General features: G+C 65.4%; 14 protein-coding genes. 4 read left to right on the top strand and 10 right to left on the bottom strand.

The genetic code is table 11. The features are described 5' to 3' along the window. The coding region (gene npdG / locus L288_RS38315; RefSeq protein ID WP_021239451.1) for an NADPH-dependent F420 reductase at nt 1-554 on the top strand (554 nt) is incomplete at its 5' end. A gap of 90 nt (nt 555-644) precedes the next feature. Here npdG and L288_RS43670 read toward each other — a convergent pair. From L288_RS43670 to creD, 3 genes are all read right to left on the bottom strand, one after another. Then, nucleotides 645-818 carry a DUF6771 family protein gene (locus L288_RS43670; protein ID WP_021239450.1) on the bottom strand — a complete coding sequence of 58 codons (174 nt, stop codon included), beginning with the start codon at nt 816-818 and terminating at the stop codon, nt 645-647. A 128-nt stretch (nt 819-946) separates the two neighbouring features. After that, nucleotides 947-1,114 carry a hypothetical protein gene (locus L288_RS43665; RefSeq protein WP_169533914.1) on the bottom strand — a complete coding sequence of 56 codons (168 nt, stop codon included), beginning with the start codon at nt 1,112-1,114 and terminating at the stop codon, nt 947-949. A gap of 365 nt (nt 1,115-1,479) precedes the next feature. Next, on the bottom strand, nt 1,480-2,889 hold the full coding sequence (creD, locus tag L288_RS38310) for a cell envelope integrity protein CreD (RefSeq protein WP_031304742.1): 1,410 nt from the start codon (nt 2,887-2,889) through the stop codon (nt 1,480-1,482). A 178-nt stretch (nt 2,890-3,067) separates the two neighbouring features. Here creD and L288_RS38305 point away from each other — a divergent pair, with 178 nt between their 5' ends. Together L288_RS38305 and L288_RS38300 are read left to right on the top strand one after the other, a co-directional pair. Then, on the top strand, nt 3,068-4,420 hold the full coding sequence (locus tag L288_RS38305; RefSeq protein WP_021239448.1) for an FAD/NAD(P)-binding protein: 1,353 nt from the start codon (nt 3,068-3,070) through the stop codon (nt 4,418-4,420). Between the two features lie 199 nt (nt 4,421-4,619). Then, complete coding sequence (locus L288_RS38300) at nt 4,620-6,983, top strand: TonB-dependent receptor (protein WP_021239447.1); 2,364 nt, start codon at nt 4,620-4,622, stop codon at nt 6,981-6,983. A 136-nt stretch (nt 6,984-7,119) separates the two neighbouring features. On the opposite strand, the gene L288_RS38295 is transcribed toward L288_RS38300, so the two are convergent. From L288_RS38295 to L288_RS38265, 7 genes are read right to left on the bottom strand one after another with little or no spacing between them, the layout of a single operon-like run. Next, the gene (locus L288_RS38295; protein ID WP_021239446.1) at nt 7,120-8,277 is read right to left on the bottom strand and encodes an LLM class flavin-dependent oxidoreductase; all 1,158 of its coding nucleotides are present in this window, start codon (nt 8,275-8,277) and stop codon (nt 7,120-7,122) included. Between the two features lie 11 nt (nt 8,278-8,288). Then, the gene (locus L288_RS38290; RefSeq protein WP_021239445.1) at nt 8,289-9,245 is read right to left on the bottom strand and encodes an LLM class flavin-dependent oxidoreductase; all 957 of its coding nucleotides are present in this window, start codon (nt 9,243-9,245) and stop codon (nt 8,289-8,291) included. Beyond that, complete coding sequence (locus tag L288_RS38285) at nt 9,242-9,850, bottom strand: nitroreductase family protein (RefSeq protein ID WP_021239444.1); 609 nt, start codon at nt 9,848-9,850, stop codon at nt 9,242-9,244. Before L288_RS38285 ends, L288_RS38290 begins: the two co-directional genes overlap by 4 nt. Then, on the bottom strand, nt 9,850-10,704 hold the full coding sequence (locus L288_RS38280) for an ABC transporter ATP-binding protein (protein ID WP_021239443.1): 855 nt from the start codon (nt 10,702-10,704) through the stop codon (nt 9,850-9,852). Before L288_RS38280 ends, L288_RS38285 begins: the two co-directional genes overlap by 1 nt. Before the next feature lie 14 nt (nt 10,705-10,718). Continuing rightward, the gene (locus tag L288_RS38275) at nt 10,719-11,489 is read right to left on the bottom strand and encodes an ABC transporter permease (RefSeq protein ID WP_031304738.1); all 771 of its coding nucleotides are present in this window, start codon (nt 11,487-11,489) and stop codon (nt 10,719-10,721) included. Beyond that, the gene (locus L288_RS38270) at nt 11,486-12,280 is read right to left on the bottom strand and encodes an ABC transporter permease (protein WP_021239441.1); all 795 of its coding nucleotides are present in this window, start codon (nt 12,278-12,280) and stop codon (nt 11,486-11,488) included. The genes L288_RS38275 and L288_RS38270 overlap by 4 nt, the downstream gene beginning before the upstream one ends. After that, a complete protein-coding gene (locus tag L288_RS38265; protein WP_021239440.1) occupies nt 12,277-13,419 on the bottom strand; it encodes an ABC transporter substrate-binding protein in 1,143 nt (380 codons plus the stop codon). The genes L288_RS38270 and L288_RS38265 overlap by 4 nt, the downstream gene beginning before the upstream one ends. A 260-nt stretch (nt 13,420-13,679) precedes the next feature. Between L288_RS38265 and L288_RS38260 the strand changes: the two genes are divergently transcribed. Next, nucleotides 13,680-14,723, top strand: a complete 1,044-nt coding sequence (locus tag L288_RS38260; protein ID WP_021239439.1) for an ABC transporter substrate-binding protein — start codon at nt 13,680-13,682, stop codon at nt 14,721-14,723. Nucleotides 14,724-14,813: the final 90 nt, after the last annotated feature.

Raw genomic sequence — 14,813 nt, 5'->3', positions numbered from 1 at the left:
GCGCCGCCGAAGCCGCAAGCGAGCTTGCGCGCGCATCAGGCGGCGACGTGACCGGCGCCAGCAATGCCGAGGCGGCGGCCGCTGGCGAGATCGTCGTGATCGCCGTGCCCTACGCCGCGCAACGGGCGCTGGCGCGCGAGGTGCGTTCCGAAATCGAGGGCAAGATACTGATCGACGTCACCGTCCCGCTCATGCCGCCCAAGGTCGCGCGCGTGCAGCTTCCCGAAGGCGGATCGGCGGTCGAGGCGCTGCAACGCGAACTGGGCGAAGGCGTTCGCGTCGTATCCGCCTTCCAGAATGTCGCCGCGCATCAACTCTCCACCCTGGACGAGCCCGTCAATTGCGACGTGCTGGTCGCGGGCGACGATGTCGACGCGCGCGAAACGGTGTGCCAACTGGCAAAGGACATCGGCATCACCGCATGGCATGCCGGGCCGCTCGCCAATTCAGCAGCGGCGGAAGCCCTCACATCGGTCCTCATCGCCATCAACAAGCGCTACAAGGTCGCGAACGGCGCGGGCATTCGCATCACCGGCATTCCCGGCCAGCCCTGATCCGGTCACCCGCTCGAAACGGACATCAGGCCGGGCAGGCGATGCGGGATATGTCCCGAGCATAGGGCATCGCGCCCTGGCCGGATGCCCTCAATCCTTCCCGGCCTGCTTTCCGCCATGGGCCAGCCCATCAGCGACCATCGCCGCCAGCGTTTCCTCGGCCCGGCTGCGAACCGCTTGATCCTTGGAATCAAGGTCATGGCGGAGCCATTGGGGAGCGCGCTCTATCACGCTCAGGATGATGGCCTTTGTCGTGTCGTCCATTGCCGGAGCTTATGGCGGCTTCACCGGACTTTGCAATCAACATCCGTTTACGGCCGCCACAGGCTGGCTTGTGATGAAATCGCCAAAACCACGCTCGGAGGGCAAGGAAGCCGGCCGCGGCCAACAATCTACCCTCTCGACGTCTTGCGTGGTTTGAATGCCGGTCCCGCATTGGCGTCAGGACGGGCAATCCCCTCCAGCGCGGCGGCGCCATAAAGCGCCGCAGCAGCCTGGAGCAGGGAGACGGGGTAACGGGATGGGCCGGGATTGCGGCCGCCAAGGGTTCGTTCAGGCATGATGCCTCCTTCTCCCGCGCTCAGGCGCAGGCATGAAAGGATGGAGAGGGGCAGACAGGATCGCACACGCGCCCGGCCGCCATTTGGGTCACGGCCCCGGAAAGCGGGGACTCAGGCCTGCATTGAAAATTCGCGCATCGCTTCACTCCCAACATGGTGGGGGAACACGATCCTGGCGTAGCCGCCCTGGCTCGTGCGCTTTAGCCGTTGGTCACGCGGAGCAAGCTGCATCCCTTCAAAAGCCGCGGGCCTGCCAATGTCATCATCCGGTGCCAAGCCACGCACACCGCAAAGGCATTCTCTACATATCAAGTAGAGTTTTTGGCGCAAACCAAGATTTCCTTAACATCCGCGAAAGCTGGGTTTCACAACGGCTTCCCTTGCCCGACATTGCTCCAATCCACATTGCGCGTCGCATACATCACGCTTGCAAGCGCGATCAGCAGCAGGACCGATCCGATGAGCAGCGACCATGCCTCCAGATTGAGGAGCACGAATAGCAATGCGTAAAGGCCGGTCAGCAACGCCCCTATGAACTGGCCGCGTTTCCAGCTTTTCAGAACTGCGGCGCTATAGGCGGAAAGCAGGGCGATGATCGTGCCCGCGCCCGCGATATAGGCGGCGGTGAACCCGATCAGTTCGGCGAAGGCGAGCAGCAGCACGAAGAACAGCACCAGCGCCGCGCCGGTCAGCAGATATTCCGCCGCCGCGACACGCGCGCCGCCGACGATGTCGAACAGCAGGAACGCCAGAAAGGTGAAGCCGATGAACAGGAAGCCATATTTCACTGACCGGTCCACCTTGGAATAAAGGTTGACCGGCTCGACCAGCCCGACGGTGACGGCCTGCGAACTGCCGCCGATGGCTTCCGCAGGCCGCGCGGCCGTCGCGGACAGGCTGACCGGATCATCCAGAAGCGGCGGGCCCAGATCCTCCATCGCCACGGGCGGCTGGCCCAGCGCCAGCTTGTCGATCGCATAATGCGCCGCGAACCCCTTGTCCGAAATGTCGCGCTTTTCCGGCAGGAAGGCACCGCCGAAACTTGGGCTCGGCCAGCTTGACGACACGTCCCACCGGGTTGTGCCCCCGCGCGGCACAAGGCTCAATGACCGGCTGCCGCGCAGGCCGAAATCATAGGCGACGCTCAACTGCCCCTCGCCCGTCCAGGGGAGGAAGGCGAAGAAGCCCTGACCGCCTGTCGATCCCGGCCCCTTGCCCGGCTGCACCGCCAGCGCCTTGCCCCCGGCGGACAGGGAACCGCCATTGGTCAGCCCGCGCGCGTCCGAAGCGCCCATGCGCAGTTCCGCGCGCTCCCACAGCAACCGGTCGGCGGAGATGCCGAAGCGCGGCAGGTCCTGCGGCAAGGCAAAGCGCGCGGTCCCCTTCACCCGCGCATCATACAACACGCTGCGATAGATGGATTTGCGCCGCTCCTCCGGCCTGACGGTGGTGGTGACGATATTTTCGACCGGCGAGATGTAGAGCAGCTTTTCGACCTCGACCGCGCGGGACACGGTCTGCCCGTTGACCTGTTCCGATTGCTGCTGCGTGGTGCGAAAGGGAACGACGATCACCGGGCCAGCGATGATCTGCGGCCCGCCCCACCCCGCATTGATGGCATCCTGCGCGGTCCGCGACTGGTTCTGCCGGTCCCAGACAAGCGCATAGACCAGCATCAGGGGCACGATCAGCGCCAGCGCGACCAGGGCCGCGAACAGGAGCTTGATGCCGGGCGAACGCGCCTTGCGCGCGCCTTCAACTGAACCTTCGGTCACATCCGCTCCTCTGCAATCCGGTTCGCAAGTGATCCGTATAGGCAGCAGCGGGGCGCAGGCATAGACCCGCTGAGCCGTGGGCTGCCACGAACGGCGCACGCCGCCCATCCCCTGATTCGCCAAGTCCTTCCCAAACAACATTTGACCTGACGGCGCGATCTGGGCGAAGCCCTGCGCCATGCTGAAGGTCGATCACGCAGTCATCATCGGAGGAGGGTTCAGCGGGACCCTGCTCGGCATCAACCTGCTGCGCTATGGATCGCTCAAGGTCACGATCATCGAGCGGCAGGCGGACCGGCTGGGGCGCGGCCTTGCCTATGGAGCGGCGCAGGAGGGGCATATCCTCAATGTCCGCGCCGCCAATATGAGCGCACTGCCTGATCAACCGCGCCATTTCGTGGATTGGCTGGAACGCGAAGGACTGGGCCGTGAAAGCAGCTTCGCCACCCGCCGTGACTATGGCGCCTATCTCTGCGCCTTGCTGGAAGAGGTGAGCGGCGCGGCGCAAGGCAGATTGACGACATTGACCGGCGATGCCGTCGACCTGCTTCGGACCGGCGAAGGGGTCCGCGTCCTGCTACGCTCCGGCGAGCATGTGAATGCCGCCATCGCCGCGCTGGCGCCGGGCAATCTGCCGCCGCATGACCTGCCCGCCTTCACCGGCCTGCACAGCGCCGCCTATGTCAATGATCCCTGGGCTGCGGACATTGCGGAGGGGCTGCGGCCGAATGACGAACTGCTGCTGCTGGGCAGCGGACTGACGGCGGTCGATTGCGCGCTCAGCCTTGACAGCGCCGGGTTTCGCGGCCGGATCATCGCGCTGTCGCGGCGGGGGTTGTCGCCCCACGACCACCGGCCGCCCGCGCCCCATGATGCGCGCCGGGAACGGCCGAAAGGCAGCCTGTCCCAACTGGTGAAGACTGTCAGAAGCCGCAGCGCGGAAACCGGCTGGCGCAATGCCGTCGATGAATTGCGGCCCTTCATTCAGGATATGTGGCGCGCGGCAAGTCCCCAGGAACGAAGCCGCTTCCTGCGCCATCTGCGCCCTTATTGGGACGTGCACCGGCACCGCGTCGCGCCGCAGGTGGCGGAACGGCTCGCCCGGCTGCAAGCGGAGGGCCGCCTCCAGATCCGCGCCGGAAAGGTGGTGAAGGTCACGCCCGAAGCTGCGGCGCTGCATGTCCAGTTGCGCCGACGCGACCAGTCGGCGGCCGAAACGATCCATGCTGCGAAGGTCATCAACTGCACCGGCCCGCTCGGCGACCTGCGCCGCACCGACGACCCGCTGTTGCGGCGTCTCGCCGGACGGGGCGACATCCGTCCCGATCCGCTGGCCATCGGCATCGATGTCGATCGCCAGTGCCGCGCGATCAGCAGGGACGGCGCGGCGCAGCAGCGACTGTTCGTCGTCGGCCCCATGACCCGGGGCGCGCATTGGGAAATCGTCGCCGTCCCCGATATCCGGCGGCAGGTCTGGGCCCTCGCCCGTGAGATCACCGGCGCCCACTGGGTCGCGGCGGAAGGTCTGTAGGCCCCCCACCCCGCCATCCACCTGCTGCTGACGGAGCAGCAACGATCATCAGCGCTGTGCAATTTCAAACAGCCGCCTGGCAGGACCGCATAGAACCCGCCGTGAAATCAGCCATTTAGCAAAATGGCACAGCCTTTGCGACGGCTCCCCCGTCCGATCCGCACAACGCGGACAAGTTTCAACATCAGGGGGAACCTCCTTGTCCAGAAAGACCCATTCGTCGCGAACGCACCCTATCCTTGGGGCCAGCATCCTTGCCCTGCTCGCGGCTGGCCATGCGCCCGCCGCGCTCGCCAGCGAAGCCGCCGCTGCGGCGGACAGCGCCATCCCCGCCGATGCGGCTGATACTGCCGAAGCAGATTCCGGCTCCGGGATCGTCGTCACCGCGCAGCGCCGCGAGGAACGGTTGCAGGATGTGCCGGTCGCCATCACCGCTTTCGACAAGGACCTGTTCACCGTGGGCGGCCTTGGCCGGTCGGCGAACGAAGTGCTGAACTATGTGCCCAACGCGTCGGCGGGCACGCAGCAGCATGGCCGCCCGCGCTGGTGGATTCGCGGCGTCGGCGCGGGCCAGCAGCAGCTCGACCTTGCCAGTCCGGTCGGCTTCTACCTCGACGATGTCTATATCAGCAACTCCAGCGCCACCGGCCTGCCGCTGTTCGACCTGGAGCGGGTGGAAGTCCTTCGCGGTCCGCAAGGGACGCTGTGGGGCAAGAACACGACCGGCGGCGCGATCAACGTCATTTCCAAGCGTCCCTCGCTGAACGGCCAGGACGACAGCTATGTGAAGCTGGAATATGGCAGTTACGACAACAAGATCGCTGAAGGCGGCATCGGCACGACAATCATCGATGACAAGCTGGCGGCCCGCCTGTCCTTCCGCTTCGACGATCGCGGCGGCCGCTTCGACAATCTCTACACTGGCGGCAAGTCGAACGAGATCAAGGACAATGTGATCCGTGGCCAGCTGCTCGCGAAACCCACGGATAATCTTCAGGCGCTGCTGAGCGTCCATTATCGCGATTACGACACGGACGGCACTTACTGGACGACTGCCAGCTACGCCGCCAGCGGCGTGGTGCGCAACGGCTATGTGCCATCGACCGATATCAACGACGTCAGCATCAACGCGCCAGAATATAGCCGCAACAAGCAGTTCGGCGGCTCGCTGCATGTCGATCTGGATCTGGGCGGCGCTGCGCTGACCTGGATCGCGGGCTATGAGCGGTTCAAGACGCGCGGCGCAGGCGATGGCGACTATACGCCGCTGGAAATCTCGCGCAGCTATTCGGCGGCGCGGACCAGCCAGTGGACGCAGGAACTGCGCCTCGCCTCCAACGCCAACGACCGGCTGAGCTGGATCATCGGCGCATTTTATTTCAACGAGAAGATCCGCTCCAACGCCTTCTCCGCGACCCTGCCGCAGACGGCGGTGCCAGCGCTGGCGATCACGCCCACGGCGCCCACGCCAGCCTTCAGCGAAACGGCCTACCGGCACAAGGCCGAAAGCGGCGCGGTGTTCGGCAGCACCACCTTCCGCTTCACCGACGCGATCAAGCTGACGCTGGGCGGCCGCTGGACGCGGGAGACGAAGACGCTGGACTTCGACAGGCGGGCGTCTGCTGGCGCTTCGTGGAGCAATTATGCACAGTGGTGGAATAGTTACACTGGCGCTATCGGCGGTCCGGGCACTTTCGGCAATGACCTGAAACGCACGTGGGACGCCTTCACCTATGATGTGACACCATCGTGGAACATCGATTCCAACAACCTCATCTATGCGAAATTCTCCCACGGCGTGAAGTCGGGCGGCTTCAATACCGCCGCGACCTTGCCCGTCGCGCTAACGGCCGTACGGCCCGAAAAGCTCGACGCCTATGAGATCGGCTATAAATCGACATGGCTCGACGGGTTGTTGACGTTCAACGCAACGGCGTTCCATTATGATTACAAGGACGTGCAGGTGAATGTCGTCGGCCCCAATCCGGGCGCCGTGGGCGGAGCGACCGTGTCCTACCTCCAGAATGCGGAAAAGGCCAAGGTCGATGGCGCCGAGTTCGAACTGACGCTGGCCCCCGCTCAGGGACTGAAGTTCAACGCGGCGCTTGGCTTGCTGGACACCGAATATCAGAAGTTTCAGGTGCTGAACGGCGGCGCGAACCTGGCAGGCGCGCAGTTCGTCCGCTCGCCCAAGGTGACGCTCAATGCCGGTGGCTCCTATCGTTTCGCGCTGGCCGATCTTGGTTCGATCGAACTGGCGGCCGATGCCCGCTACCAGTCGCGGCAATATTATTTCGTGACGCCGCAAGATGCGGACAATCGCTATTATCTGACGCAGAAGCCCTATACGCTGACCAACCTGCGCGTCACCTATACGACGCCCAGTGAGAATTTGAGTGTCACCGGCTTCATCAACAATCTGTTCGATGTGCGCTACCTCAACCACTCGCTGCCGGGCGCCAACTTCGTGCAGCCGTCGAACCCGGCCTTTGGCCAGACAGGCGACACCGTCGCCTGGGCCGATCCCCAGACGCTGGGCGTGGCCGCGCTTTTCCGCTTCTGACGTGGAAGGGGCCGGGCGATCCCCGGCCCAACGCAAAAAGAATAGGCGCCGGGAGCCCTCCAGCGCCTATTTCCATTATATTTCAATATGTTACGCGATAACTGGCAAGAATAATCGGTTCGATCAATTTAATAGTTCACTCAGCAGCAACCGGCAATGCAGAAGCCTGACGGCCAAGCAGCGGCAGCACCTCTTCGCCGACGCGATAGGCTTCCTCCAGATGCGGAGTGCCAGCCAGGATGAAGGCATCCGTACCGCGCGCGATCAGGTCATCCAGCCGCGCCGCGCATTGTTCATAGCTGCCCACGATGCCCAGCGCAGGCCCGCCGCGCAGCAGGCTGAAGCCGCCCCACAAATTGGGCGCGACGATCAGGTCGTCATAACGGCGCGCGTCGGCAGGGCGGAGCGCGGCCTGACGCGCCGCGCCCACGGAATCGCTCCCCTGCCCGCCCCAGCGCTGGCGCGCCTCCTCGCTGACATTGGAAAAGCCCTTTTCGATATCGGCCCAGGCTTCTTCCTCGGTGGCGCGGGCGACCAGGTCGACGCGGACCGCGCATTTCTGCTCGCCGCCCAAAGCCGCCGTGCGTTCCTTGACGCGCGCGAACTTCTCGCCCAGCTGGTCGAACGGCTCCAGCCAGGACAGATAATAATCCGCATGACGCGCAGCGGTCTGGAGCGCGGCGTCGGACGAGCCGGAGAACCAGATTTCGGGGAACTCCTCCCCCCGCAACGCTGGCGCGAGGCCGCCCGATCGCAACTGGTAGAAGGCTCCATCATAGGAGAAGTCCGAAGCGTTCCAGACGCCCTTGAAGATGTCCAGAAATTCGCTCGTCCGCCCATAGCGGTCGTCATGGGCGAAGCTGTCGCCCCACCAGAGCTGCGCCGGACCACCCCCGCCGGTGATGATGTTGAACAACAGCCTCCCGCCCGTCGCGCGTTGAAGGCTGGCGGCCATGCGCGCGGTATGAACCGGATTGCCGAAGCCCGGCTGGAACGCGATCATGAAACGGAAACTCTTGGTCTCGCGCGCGAGCAGGGAGGAGATCACCCAGGGATCGTCGGTGTTGGGAAAGGACGGGATCAGCCCGCCCTGAAAGCCCACAGCTTCCGCCGCCTGGGCGATGGCCGCCAGATGATCGATATAGGTGAAGCCATCAACTTCTCCGTCGCGGTCCCGGCCCGGCGCGATGTTGCCGGGCCGCAGCGGCGACCAGTCGCCCCGCTCATAACCGCTGGTCTGGATGCTGTTGTGGCAGCCATGGGTCGGCAACCGCCAGTAAAAGTCGATGGACATGGACTGTCTCCTCAGGCGGCCTGCCGCGCGGCGCTGGTCAGCGCGCGCAGGCGAGGCAGAAGATGCTGGCCGATGCGGTAGGCTTCCTCCAGCGTGGGCGTAGCTTCCAGCACCAGTTCGGTGATTCCGATGGCCGCGAAACCGGCAAGAATCTCAGCGGCCTCGTCATAGCTGGCGACCAGCGTCCCCGGCGCAAGCGGGCGGTCCCGCGCGTCACGCTCCGCGGTCTGTCTCTCGTCCCGCACCAGCAGCGGCTGGATAAGACCAGCGGCGACGCTCCGGCCGTCCGCCAGTGCGTTGAGCCGGGCGATGTCCTTCGCCAGCGCCTCTGTGCTGGCGGGGGCGAAGAGATGCATATCCGCATGGCGGCCCGAAAGCGCCAGCGCCGCATCGCCGCTGCCCTGCAAATAGACGCGCGGGAAGGATGCGCGGTTGAGCGGCGCATCGAAGCCGCCATTCTCAACCTCGAAATAGCTGCCCTTGAAGCTGAAGGGCCGTTCCCGGTGCACGCCGCGCGCGACCGTCAGAAACTCGTCCAGCCTCTGCGCGAGATCGCCGTCGCTGACGAAGTCCGCCTGCGCCTCACGGCCCGCCGGCTCCGCATCGGGCGCGATGGCCCAGCCGAGGCGATCATGGGCCGCGCGCTGGAAAGTCGTGGCCTGCTTGGCCGCATAGACGGCCGATCCCACCGAAGCGGGAAATTCCGGCACGACATGAATGTGCGGCACCGCGCGCGCGATGATGGCGGCGATGATGCGGCTTTCGTCGGCCTCGATCCTGTGACGCACGAACAGCCCGTCAAAGGCGGTCTGCGCCGCCGCTTGCGCCACTTGCAGAAAATAATCGAAGCGGTTCTGTGTGCTGACGCGGCGGTCACGCGCCAGCGCGGGCAGGCGTTGCCACGCGCCCGGTTCGGACCTTCGCGGTTCGGCGGCAGGATCGAGCCGCCAATGGACAGAGAGCGTCATGCCGCATCCCTTTCCTGCGGGAAGGCCGGGTTATCGAGCGTCCCGGCAAACACGCTTTCGCTGAGCGGACGGCGGCCGTTCGGCGTTTCTGCGCCGTGGAACTGCGGGTCCAGCCCTTCAAGATCGCCCCTGCGCCCCAGCGCGATGATCGCTTCGACCGCGAAATCCTCGGGGATGTTCAGCCGCTCGCGCGCGGCGCCCTTGTCGAAGCCGCCAATGCCATGCGTATGCCAGCCCAGCAGCAGCGCCTGATGCGCGAAATTGGCCCAGGCCGCGCCCGCGTCGAAACTGTGGGAGGGGTTCGGCGCGCGCTCGCCGCGATAATCCAGATCCCTTGCCGACAGAATGATGATCAGCGCCGACGCCTTGGCCGCCCATAGCTGGTTGCGCGGCACCAGCAGGCCGACATAGGTTTCCCACAGTTCCTCTCCCGGCCGGGCGACCAGAAACCGCCACGGCTGCGCGTTCATTGCGGACGGCGCCCAGCGCGCAGCCTCGAAAGCGGTGTGGAGAACGGCGTCGGGCACGGCTTCGCCGGTGAAGCTGCGCGGCGACCAGCGGTTGGTGAAGAGGGGATCGATGGGGAAATCGGCTATACGGCTCATCAGCGGGCCTCTCTGCTGGGCAAATGGACAAGGTTGCCGGCGCTTTCTGCTGCATCCGCGCCGGATGTGAGTTCGGCCAGGATCTCATCCTTCAACCGGTGAAGCAACGGCGCGCGCCGGTCGCGCGGATGGGGAAGATCGACTTCCACTATCCGGCGGATGCGGCCGGGATTGGGCGACATCACGATCACGCGGTCGCCCAGATACAGCGCTTCCTCCACATCATGCGTCACCATAACCATCGTCGATCGCTGCGCCATCCATATCCGCTGCAATTCATTCTGGACGTGAACACGGGTGAGCGCATCGAGCGCGCCCAGCGGCTCGTCCAGCAACAGCAGCTTGGGTTCCGTCACCAGCGCGCGGGCGATGGCGGCGCGCTGAGCCATGCCGCCGGAAAGCTGGTGGGGATAGGCCTTCTCGAACCCCTTGAGGTTTACCAGCGCAATGTGATCGGCGGCGATCTGCGCGCGGCGCGCCTTGGGCGTGCCGGTGTTGAGCAGGGCGAGTTCGACATTCTGCTCCAGCGTCATCCACGGGAACAGGCGATGATCCTGGAACACGATGCCCCGGTCCAGGCTGGTCGTGGCGATCCGCTCCCCATCCAGCCGCAACTCGCCGCTATAATCGGTGTCGAGCCCGGCGATCAGCCGCAGCAAGGTCGATTTGCCGCAGCCCGACGCGCCGACGATGCTGACGAACTCGCCCGGACGGACATCCAGATTGATGTTGTCGAGTATCTTGCGCGGCGCGCCGCCGATATCGAAACTCTTGTGCAGCCCGCCAACCGTCAGCGCGCCCCGGCTGATGCTCGCGGGTGCATGCTCGTTTCGGGCTTGGGGGTGAAGGCTCATGCCGTTACTCCGTGTCATGATTGGGCTGGTTGCCAGCGCAGCAGGGACTGGCGCAGGCTGCGGAACAGCTGGTTGATGATGAAGCCGAGGATGGCGGTGACGCTGATCACCACCAGCATGATGTCGAGCCGCTGCTGAACCTGCGCGGCCTGCATGGCGACGCCCAGGCCCGCACCCGCGCCCGTCAGCAATTCCGTGCCGATGGTGGAAATCCAGGCAAAGGCCAGCGCCTGGGTAAGGCCGGTCATCACCAGCGGCATGGCGGCGGGCAGCAGAATGAAGCGGATGCGCTGAAACGTCGAAAAGCGGTAAATGCCGCCGACTTCCAGATAGCGGCGCTCCACCTGCGCGACACCGGCATGGCTGTTGAGCATGGAGGGGAAGAAGGCGGACATGCTGACCACGATCAGTTCCGTCCCCTCGCCCACGCCGAACCACAGGCCGATGAGGGGCAGCCAGCCGATCATCGGCACCTGCCGCAGCGCATGCAGCAGCGGCCCCAGCAGCCGGTCGACCGGCTTCCATATGCCCATGGCGATCCCGGCGGCCACGCCCAGCGGCGCGCCTATGGCAAGGCCGGTGAAGGCACGCTCAAGCGTCGCCAGCGTATCGCGCAGCAGTCCGCCGTTGCGCAACAGTTCCGCCAGCGCCGACGCCACTGCGGCGGGGGGCGCGAAGGCCGAAGGATGGGCGCTCCCCTGCCACTGCCACCAGAGGAAGAGGAACAGCGGCACGATCAGGCCGATGCCGAGGCGGACGGGCCAGCGGGTCAGTTGATGCTTCATGCCGCCCTCCAGCGCGTGGCGCGGCTTTCGACCCATCGCGCGCCGCGATCGAGCAGGAAGCCGATCAGGCCGCTGACGACCACGCCCGCCAGCACCACATCGATCTGGAATAATTGCCGCCCCATCTCCATCATCTGGCCGATCCCGCTGTCCGCCGCGAGCAGTTCGGCCGCGACCAGCACGACCCAGGCGCGCGTCAGGGAAATGCGCAGGCCGGTCAGCACGGCGGGCACCGTCGCGGGCAGCAATATGCGGCGGACCAGCTGATGCAGGCGGAGCCGGTAGATTTTCGCCACGTCGAACCAGTTGCGCGGCACGCCCCGGATGCCGTCGAACGTCGCAAGCGCCATGGGGAAGAAAGCCGCGATCGCCACCACCGCGATCTTGAAAGGCTCGTCAATGCCAAGGAACATGACCATCAGCGGCACGAAGGCGATGACGGGCACTTGCCAAAGCGTCAGGAACAGGGGCGACAGAGCGGCATCCAGCAGGCGCGACAGCGCCAGCGCCGCGCCGAAGATCATGCCCGACACGGCGCCGATCGCGAAGCCCACCAGCAGCCGGTGCAGGCTGTCTCCCACATGCCGCTGCAACTCCCCGGACCCGGCCATATCGGCAAGCGCCTTGGCGACGCCGCTGGGGGGCACCAGCACCTGCTGCGGAAACAGTCCGGTCAGGCAGGCAAGCTGCCATGCGCCAAGGAGCAGGACCGGCGCGGCGAAAGCGCCAACAGGCAGGTTGCGCAGCCGCGGGACGGAAGCCCCGGAAGGAAAATGCCGCCCCGCCATCATTTCCGCGCTCCGCCTTCGCGCGCCCAGAACTGCTCCAGTTTCAGGTCCTTCAGCGCCTTGTCGACGAAGCGCTCGTCCAGCAGAGCGCCGGTATCGACCTTCTTGCGGATCAGGCCCCGCTCCAGCGCATAATCGGCGACCGACCGGTAATGCTCTCGCACCGCCGGCCCGAATATGGGCGAGAAACGCTCGCGCCAGGCAATGCCGGACTCGGCATAATCCTTCGCCACGATGTCCTCTGGCAAAGCGCCGCGCGCCGCCCGGCGGATCACTTCGGCCTTGTTCGCCTCATCCGACGCCCAGGCGGCGGCGCGAACGAAGGCTTCCACCACCAATTGGGTCAGATCGGGATGCGCATCGACGAAATCGGCCCGGCCGAACAGCTCCGCGCGCATCTTCCAGTCGGCGGAGGCCTGCTTGGTCGACCAGATCACCCGGCCGATACCCTTCTGCTCGACCAGCAGTCCGTCCGACAGCAGCACGGCCGCATCGACGCTGCCCGACTGCAATGCAGCCGGAGTGGCGGACGGGTTGATGTTGACGATCTTGAAGTCGCTCAGCTTAAGGCCGCTGCTGTCGACCAGCTTGGAAAAGGGCAACTCCCATGGCCGCCCGCGATGCAGCGCGATCCGCTTGCCCTTGAGGTCGGCGATGCTCCTGGCGGCAAGGCCCTTGCGCACGACGATGTAAACATCCTGGCCTTGCCCGACTGGCGCGACGATCTTCAGCGGCACGCCGCCAGCAACGGCGATCACGGCGGGGAAGTCGCCATAGGAAGCGAAGTCGATCCGCTTGCCGGAAAAGCCTTCGTTGATGAGCGGCCCGCCTACCGCCGTCGATACGGGAGTGAAGACCAGATCGACGCCCTTCTTGGCCAATTGCTCCTTCAGCCAGCCCTGTTCGATCACCACGCCGTTAACGCCATTATACACCTGCTTGCCCTGATAGGGATAAGCGATGGAGGCGATGGTGACCGTCTTGACCTCGCCGCCGCCAGCCGCTTCGCCCGATCCCCCGCACGCCGTCAGCAAAGCGCATCCGAGCAGCGCCATCGCGGCGGCAAGCCATGCGCGGGCTTGGGACAGGAAAGACACGCTGTTCTGATAGGCCACTATGAAAGGCTCCGTATTGCCGACCATGTTGAGCCTTTCCCTTGCATGTCGTGTGCCAACCCGGCTTTGCGCGGTCCTGCTGCGGTCCATGCGGCGCATGGGGCGTCACGCTGCTGATTTTGCCGCAGACGCGCGCGGCCGACTGCGCGAAATGAAGCGGCAGCGCTGCCCGGAACCGCGCCTCCGCGTCTGTTCTGCGGCTGGCATGAGCCTTGCGACGCAATTTGTCCTGATGTTGGATCCGGGATTGGCGCTATGCAGCGGCAGTCCCTAGATGGAGGAAGAGGATGGTGAACAGCGTCGCGGAGCGGGCCGCCCTGGACAGCGTCTGGGTGACGCGATGTCCGGTGCCCGCCGCGTCGGGCGTCGCTTGCGCCAAGGGCTGGATGGCGGAAGCCTTCGGCCAGCAGGGGATCGCGGTCAAGCGCGTCCATGAGCTGGGTTTGAACCTGGTCGCCAGCGATCCTGAAAACCAGGCGCGGCACCTGTTCCGCGAAGGCGGCAATATCCAGGCGCTGGCCGCCCGCGCATTGGGCGCGCCGACCCGCGTGATCGGGCTTACCTGGATCGACGAGCGGCAGGCGATCATGGTGCGCCCCGATGTCGGCGTCATGGACCCCGCTGGTCTGAAGGGATTGCGCTTCGCCCTGCCCGGCTATGGCCGGACCCATGGCGAAAGCATCGCGCGCGGCATGGCGCTCCACGGCATTAAAAGCGCGCTGGCGCTGGGCGGGCTGACGCTGGAAGATGTCCAGTTGATCGAAGTCCCCGCACCGCCGGTGGAGCAGGCCAGCGTGGCGGGCATGCGCCGCCTGTGGCTGGGCCTTGAATGGCTGGCGGCGGGCCGCGTCGATGCGGTTTATGTGAAGGGCGCGGCGGGAGCGGAGGCGGCGCAGCGCCTGGGGCTCGAAACCGGGATCGATCTGGACGCCTATCCCAGCCGCCTCGCACGCGTGAACAACGGCACGCCGCGGCCGATCGTGGTGCACCAGCATATGATCGACCATCATCCCGGACTGGTCGAATGTTTCCTGGAACAAAGCCTGCGCGCGGCCGATTGGGCGGCGGGCAATCCGGGCGAACTCAAGGACATCATCGCCCAGGAAACGCTTTCCGGGCGGGATGGCGTGGAAGCCGCCTATCGCAACAATTTCCACCGCGCGCTGCATCCCGACCTGTCGGAGGAGCGTGTCGGCATGTTGAAGATTCAGGCGCAGTTCCTCTGGCTGCACGGCTTTCTGGAAGCGCCCGTGGACGTCGGCGCGTGGGTCTGCGCCGATCCCCTTCGCACCGTGCTGGAACGGAGATCGGCCCTTGCGGCATCCTTCTGACTGGCGCGTTGAAAGCTCAACTAGGCCCGCAAGATCATTTTCTACTAAAACAGAAGACAATTAGCTGCTATCCTCCGTGCGCCGGCAATG

It is taken from the genome of Sphingobium quisquiliarum P25 (assembly GCF_000445065.1).
Lineage (GTDB): Bacteria > Pseudomonadota > Alphaproteobacteria > Sphingomonadales > Sphingomonadaceae > Sphingobium > Sphingobium quisquiliarum.
This window is presented reverse-complemented; position numbering and strand designations above follow the sequence as displayed.

Excerpts from the sequence above, each read along its gene's own strand:
- L288_RS43665 (WP_169533914.1), bottom strand. The coding sequence starts at position 1,114 with ATGCCTGAACGAACCCTTGGCGGCCGCAATCCCGGCCCATCCCGTTAC.
- L288_RS38275 (WP_031304738.1), bottom strand. The coding sequence starts at position 11,489 with ATGAAGCATCAACTGACCCGCTGGCCCGTCCGCCTCGGCATCGGCCTG.
- L288_RS38285 (WP_021239444.1), bottom strand. The coding sequence starts at position 9,850 with ATGAGCCGTATAGCCGATTTCCCCATCGATCCCCTCTTCACCAACCGC.
- L288_RS38295 (WP_021239446.1), bottom strand. The coding sequence starts at position 8,277 with ATGTCCATCGACTTTTACTGGCGGTTGCCGACCCATGGCTGCCACAAC.
- L288_RS38290 (WP_021239445.1), bottom strand. The coding sequence starts at position 9,245 with ATGACGCTCTCTGTCCATTGGCGGCTCGATCCTGCCGCCGAACCGCGA.
- L288_RS38305 (WP_021239448.1), top strand. The coding sequence starts at position 3,068 with ATGCTGAAGGTCGATCACGCAGTCATCATCGGAGGAGGGTTCAGCGGG.
- L288_RS43670 (WP_021239450.1), bottom strand. The coding sequence starts at position 818 with ATGGACGACACGACAAAGGCCATCATCCTGAGCGTGATAGAGCGCGCT.
- L288_RS38280 (WP_021239443.1), bottom strand. The coding sequence starts at position 10,704 with ATGAGCCTTCACCCCCAAGCCCGAAACGAGCATGCACCCGCGAGCATC.
- L288_RS38265 (WP_021239440.1), bottom strand. The coding sequence starts at position 13,419 with ATGGTCGGCAATACGGAGCCTTTCATAGTGGCCTATCAGAACAGCGTG.
- L288_RS38260 (WP_021239439.1), top strand. The coding sequence starts at position 13,680 with ATGGTGAACAGCGTCGCGGAGCGGGCCGCCCTGGACAGCGTCTGGGTG.
- L288_RS38270 (WP_021239441.1), bottom strand. The coding sequence starts at position 12,280 with ATGATGGCGGGGCGGCATTTTCCTTCCGGGGCTTCCGTCCCGCGGCTG.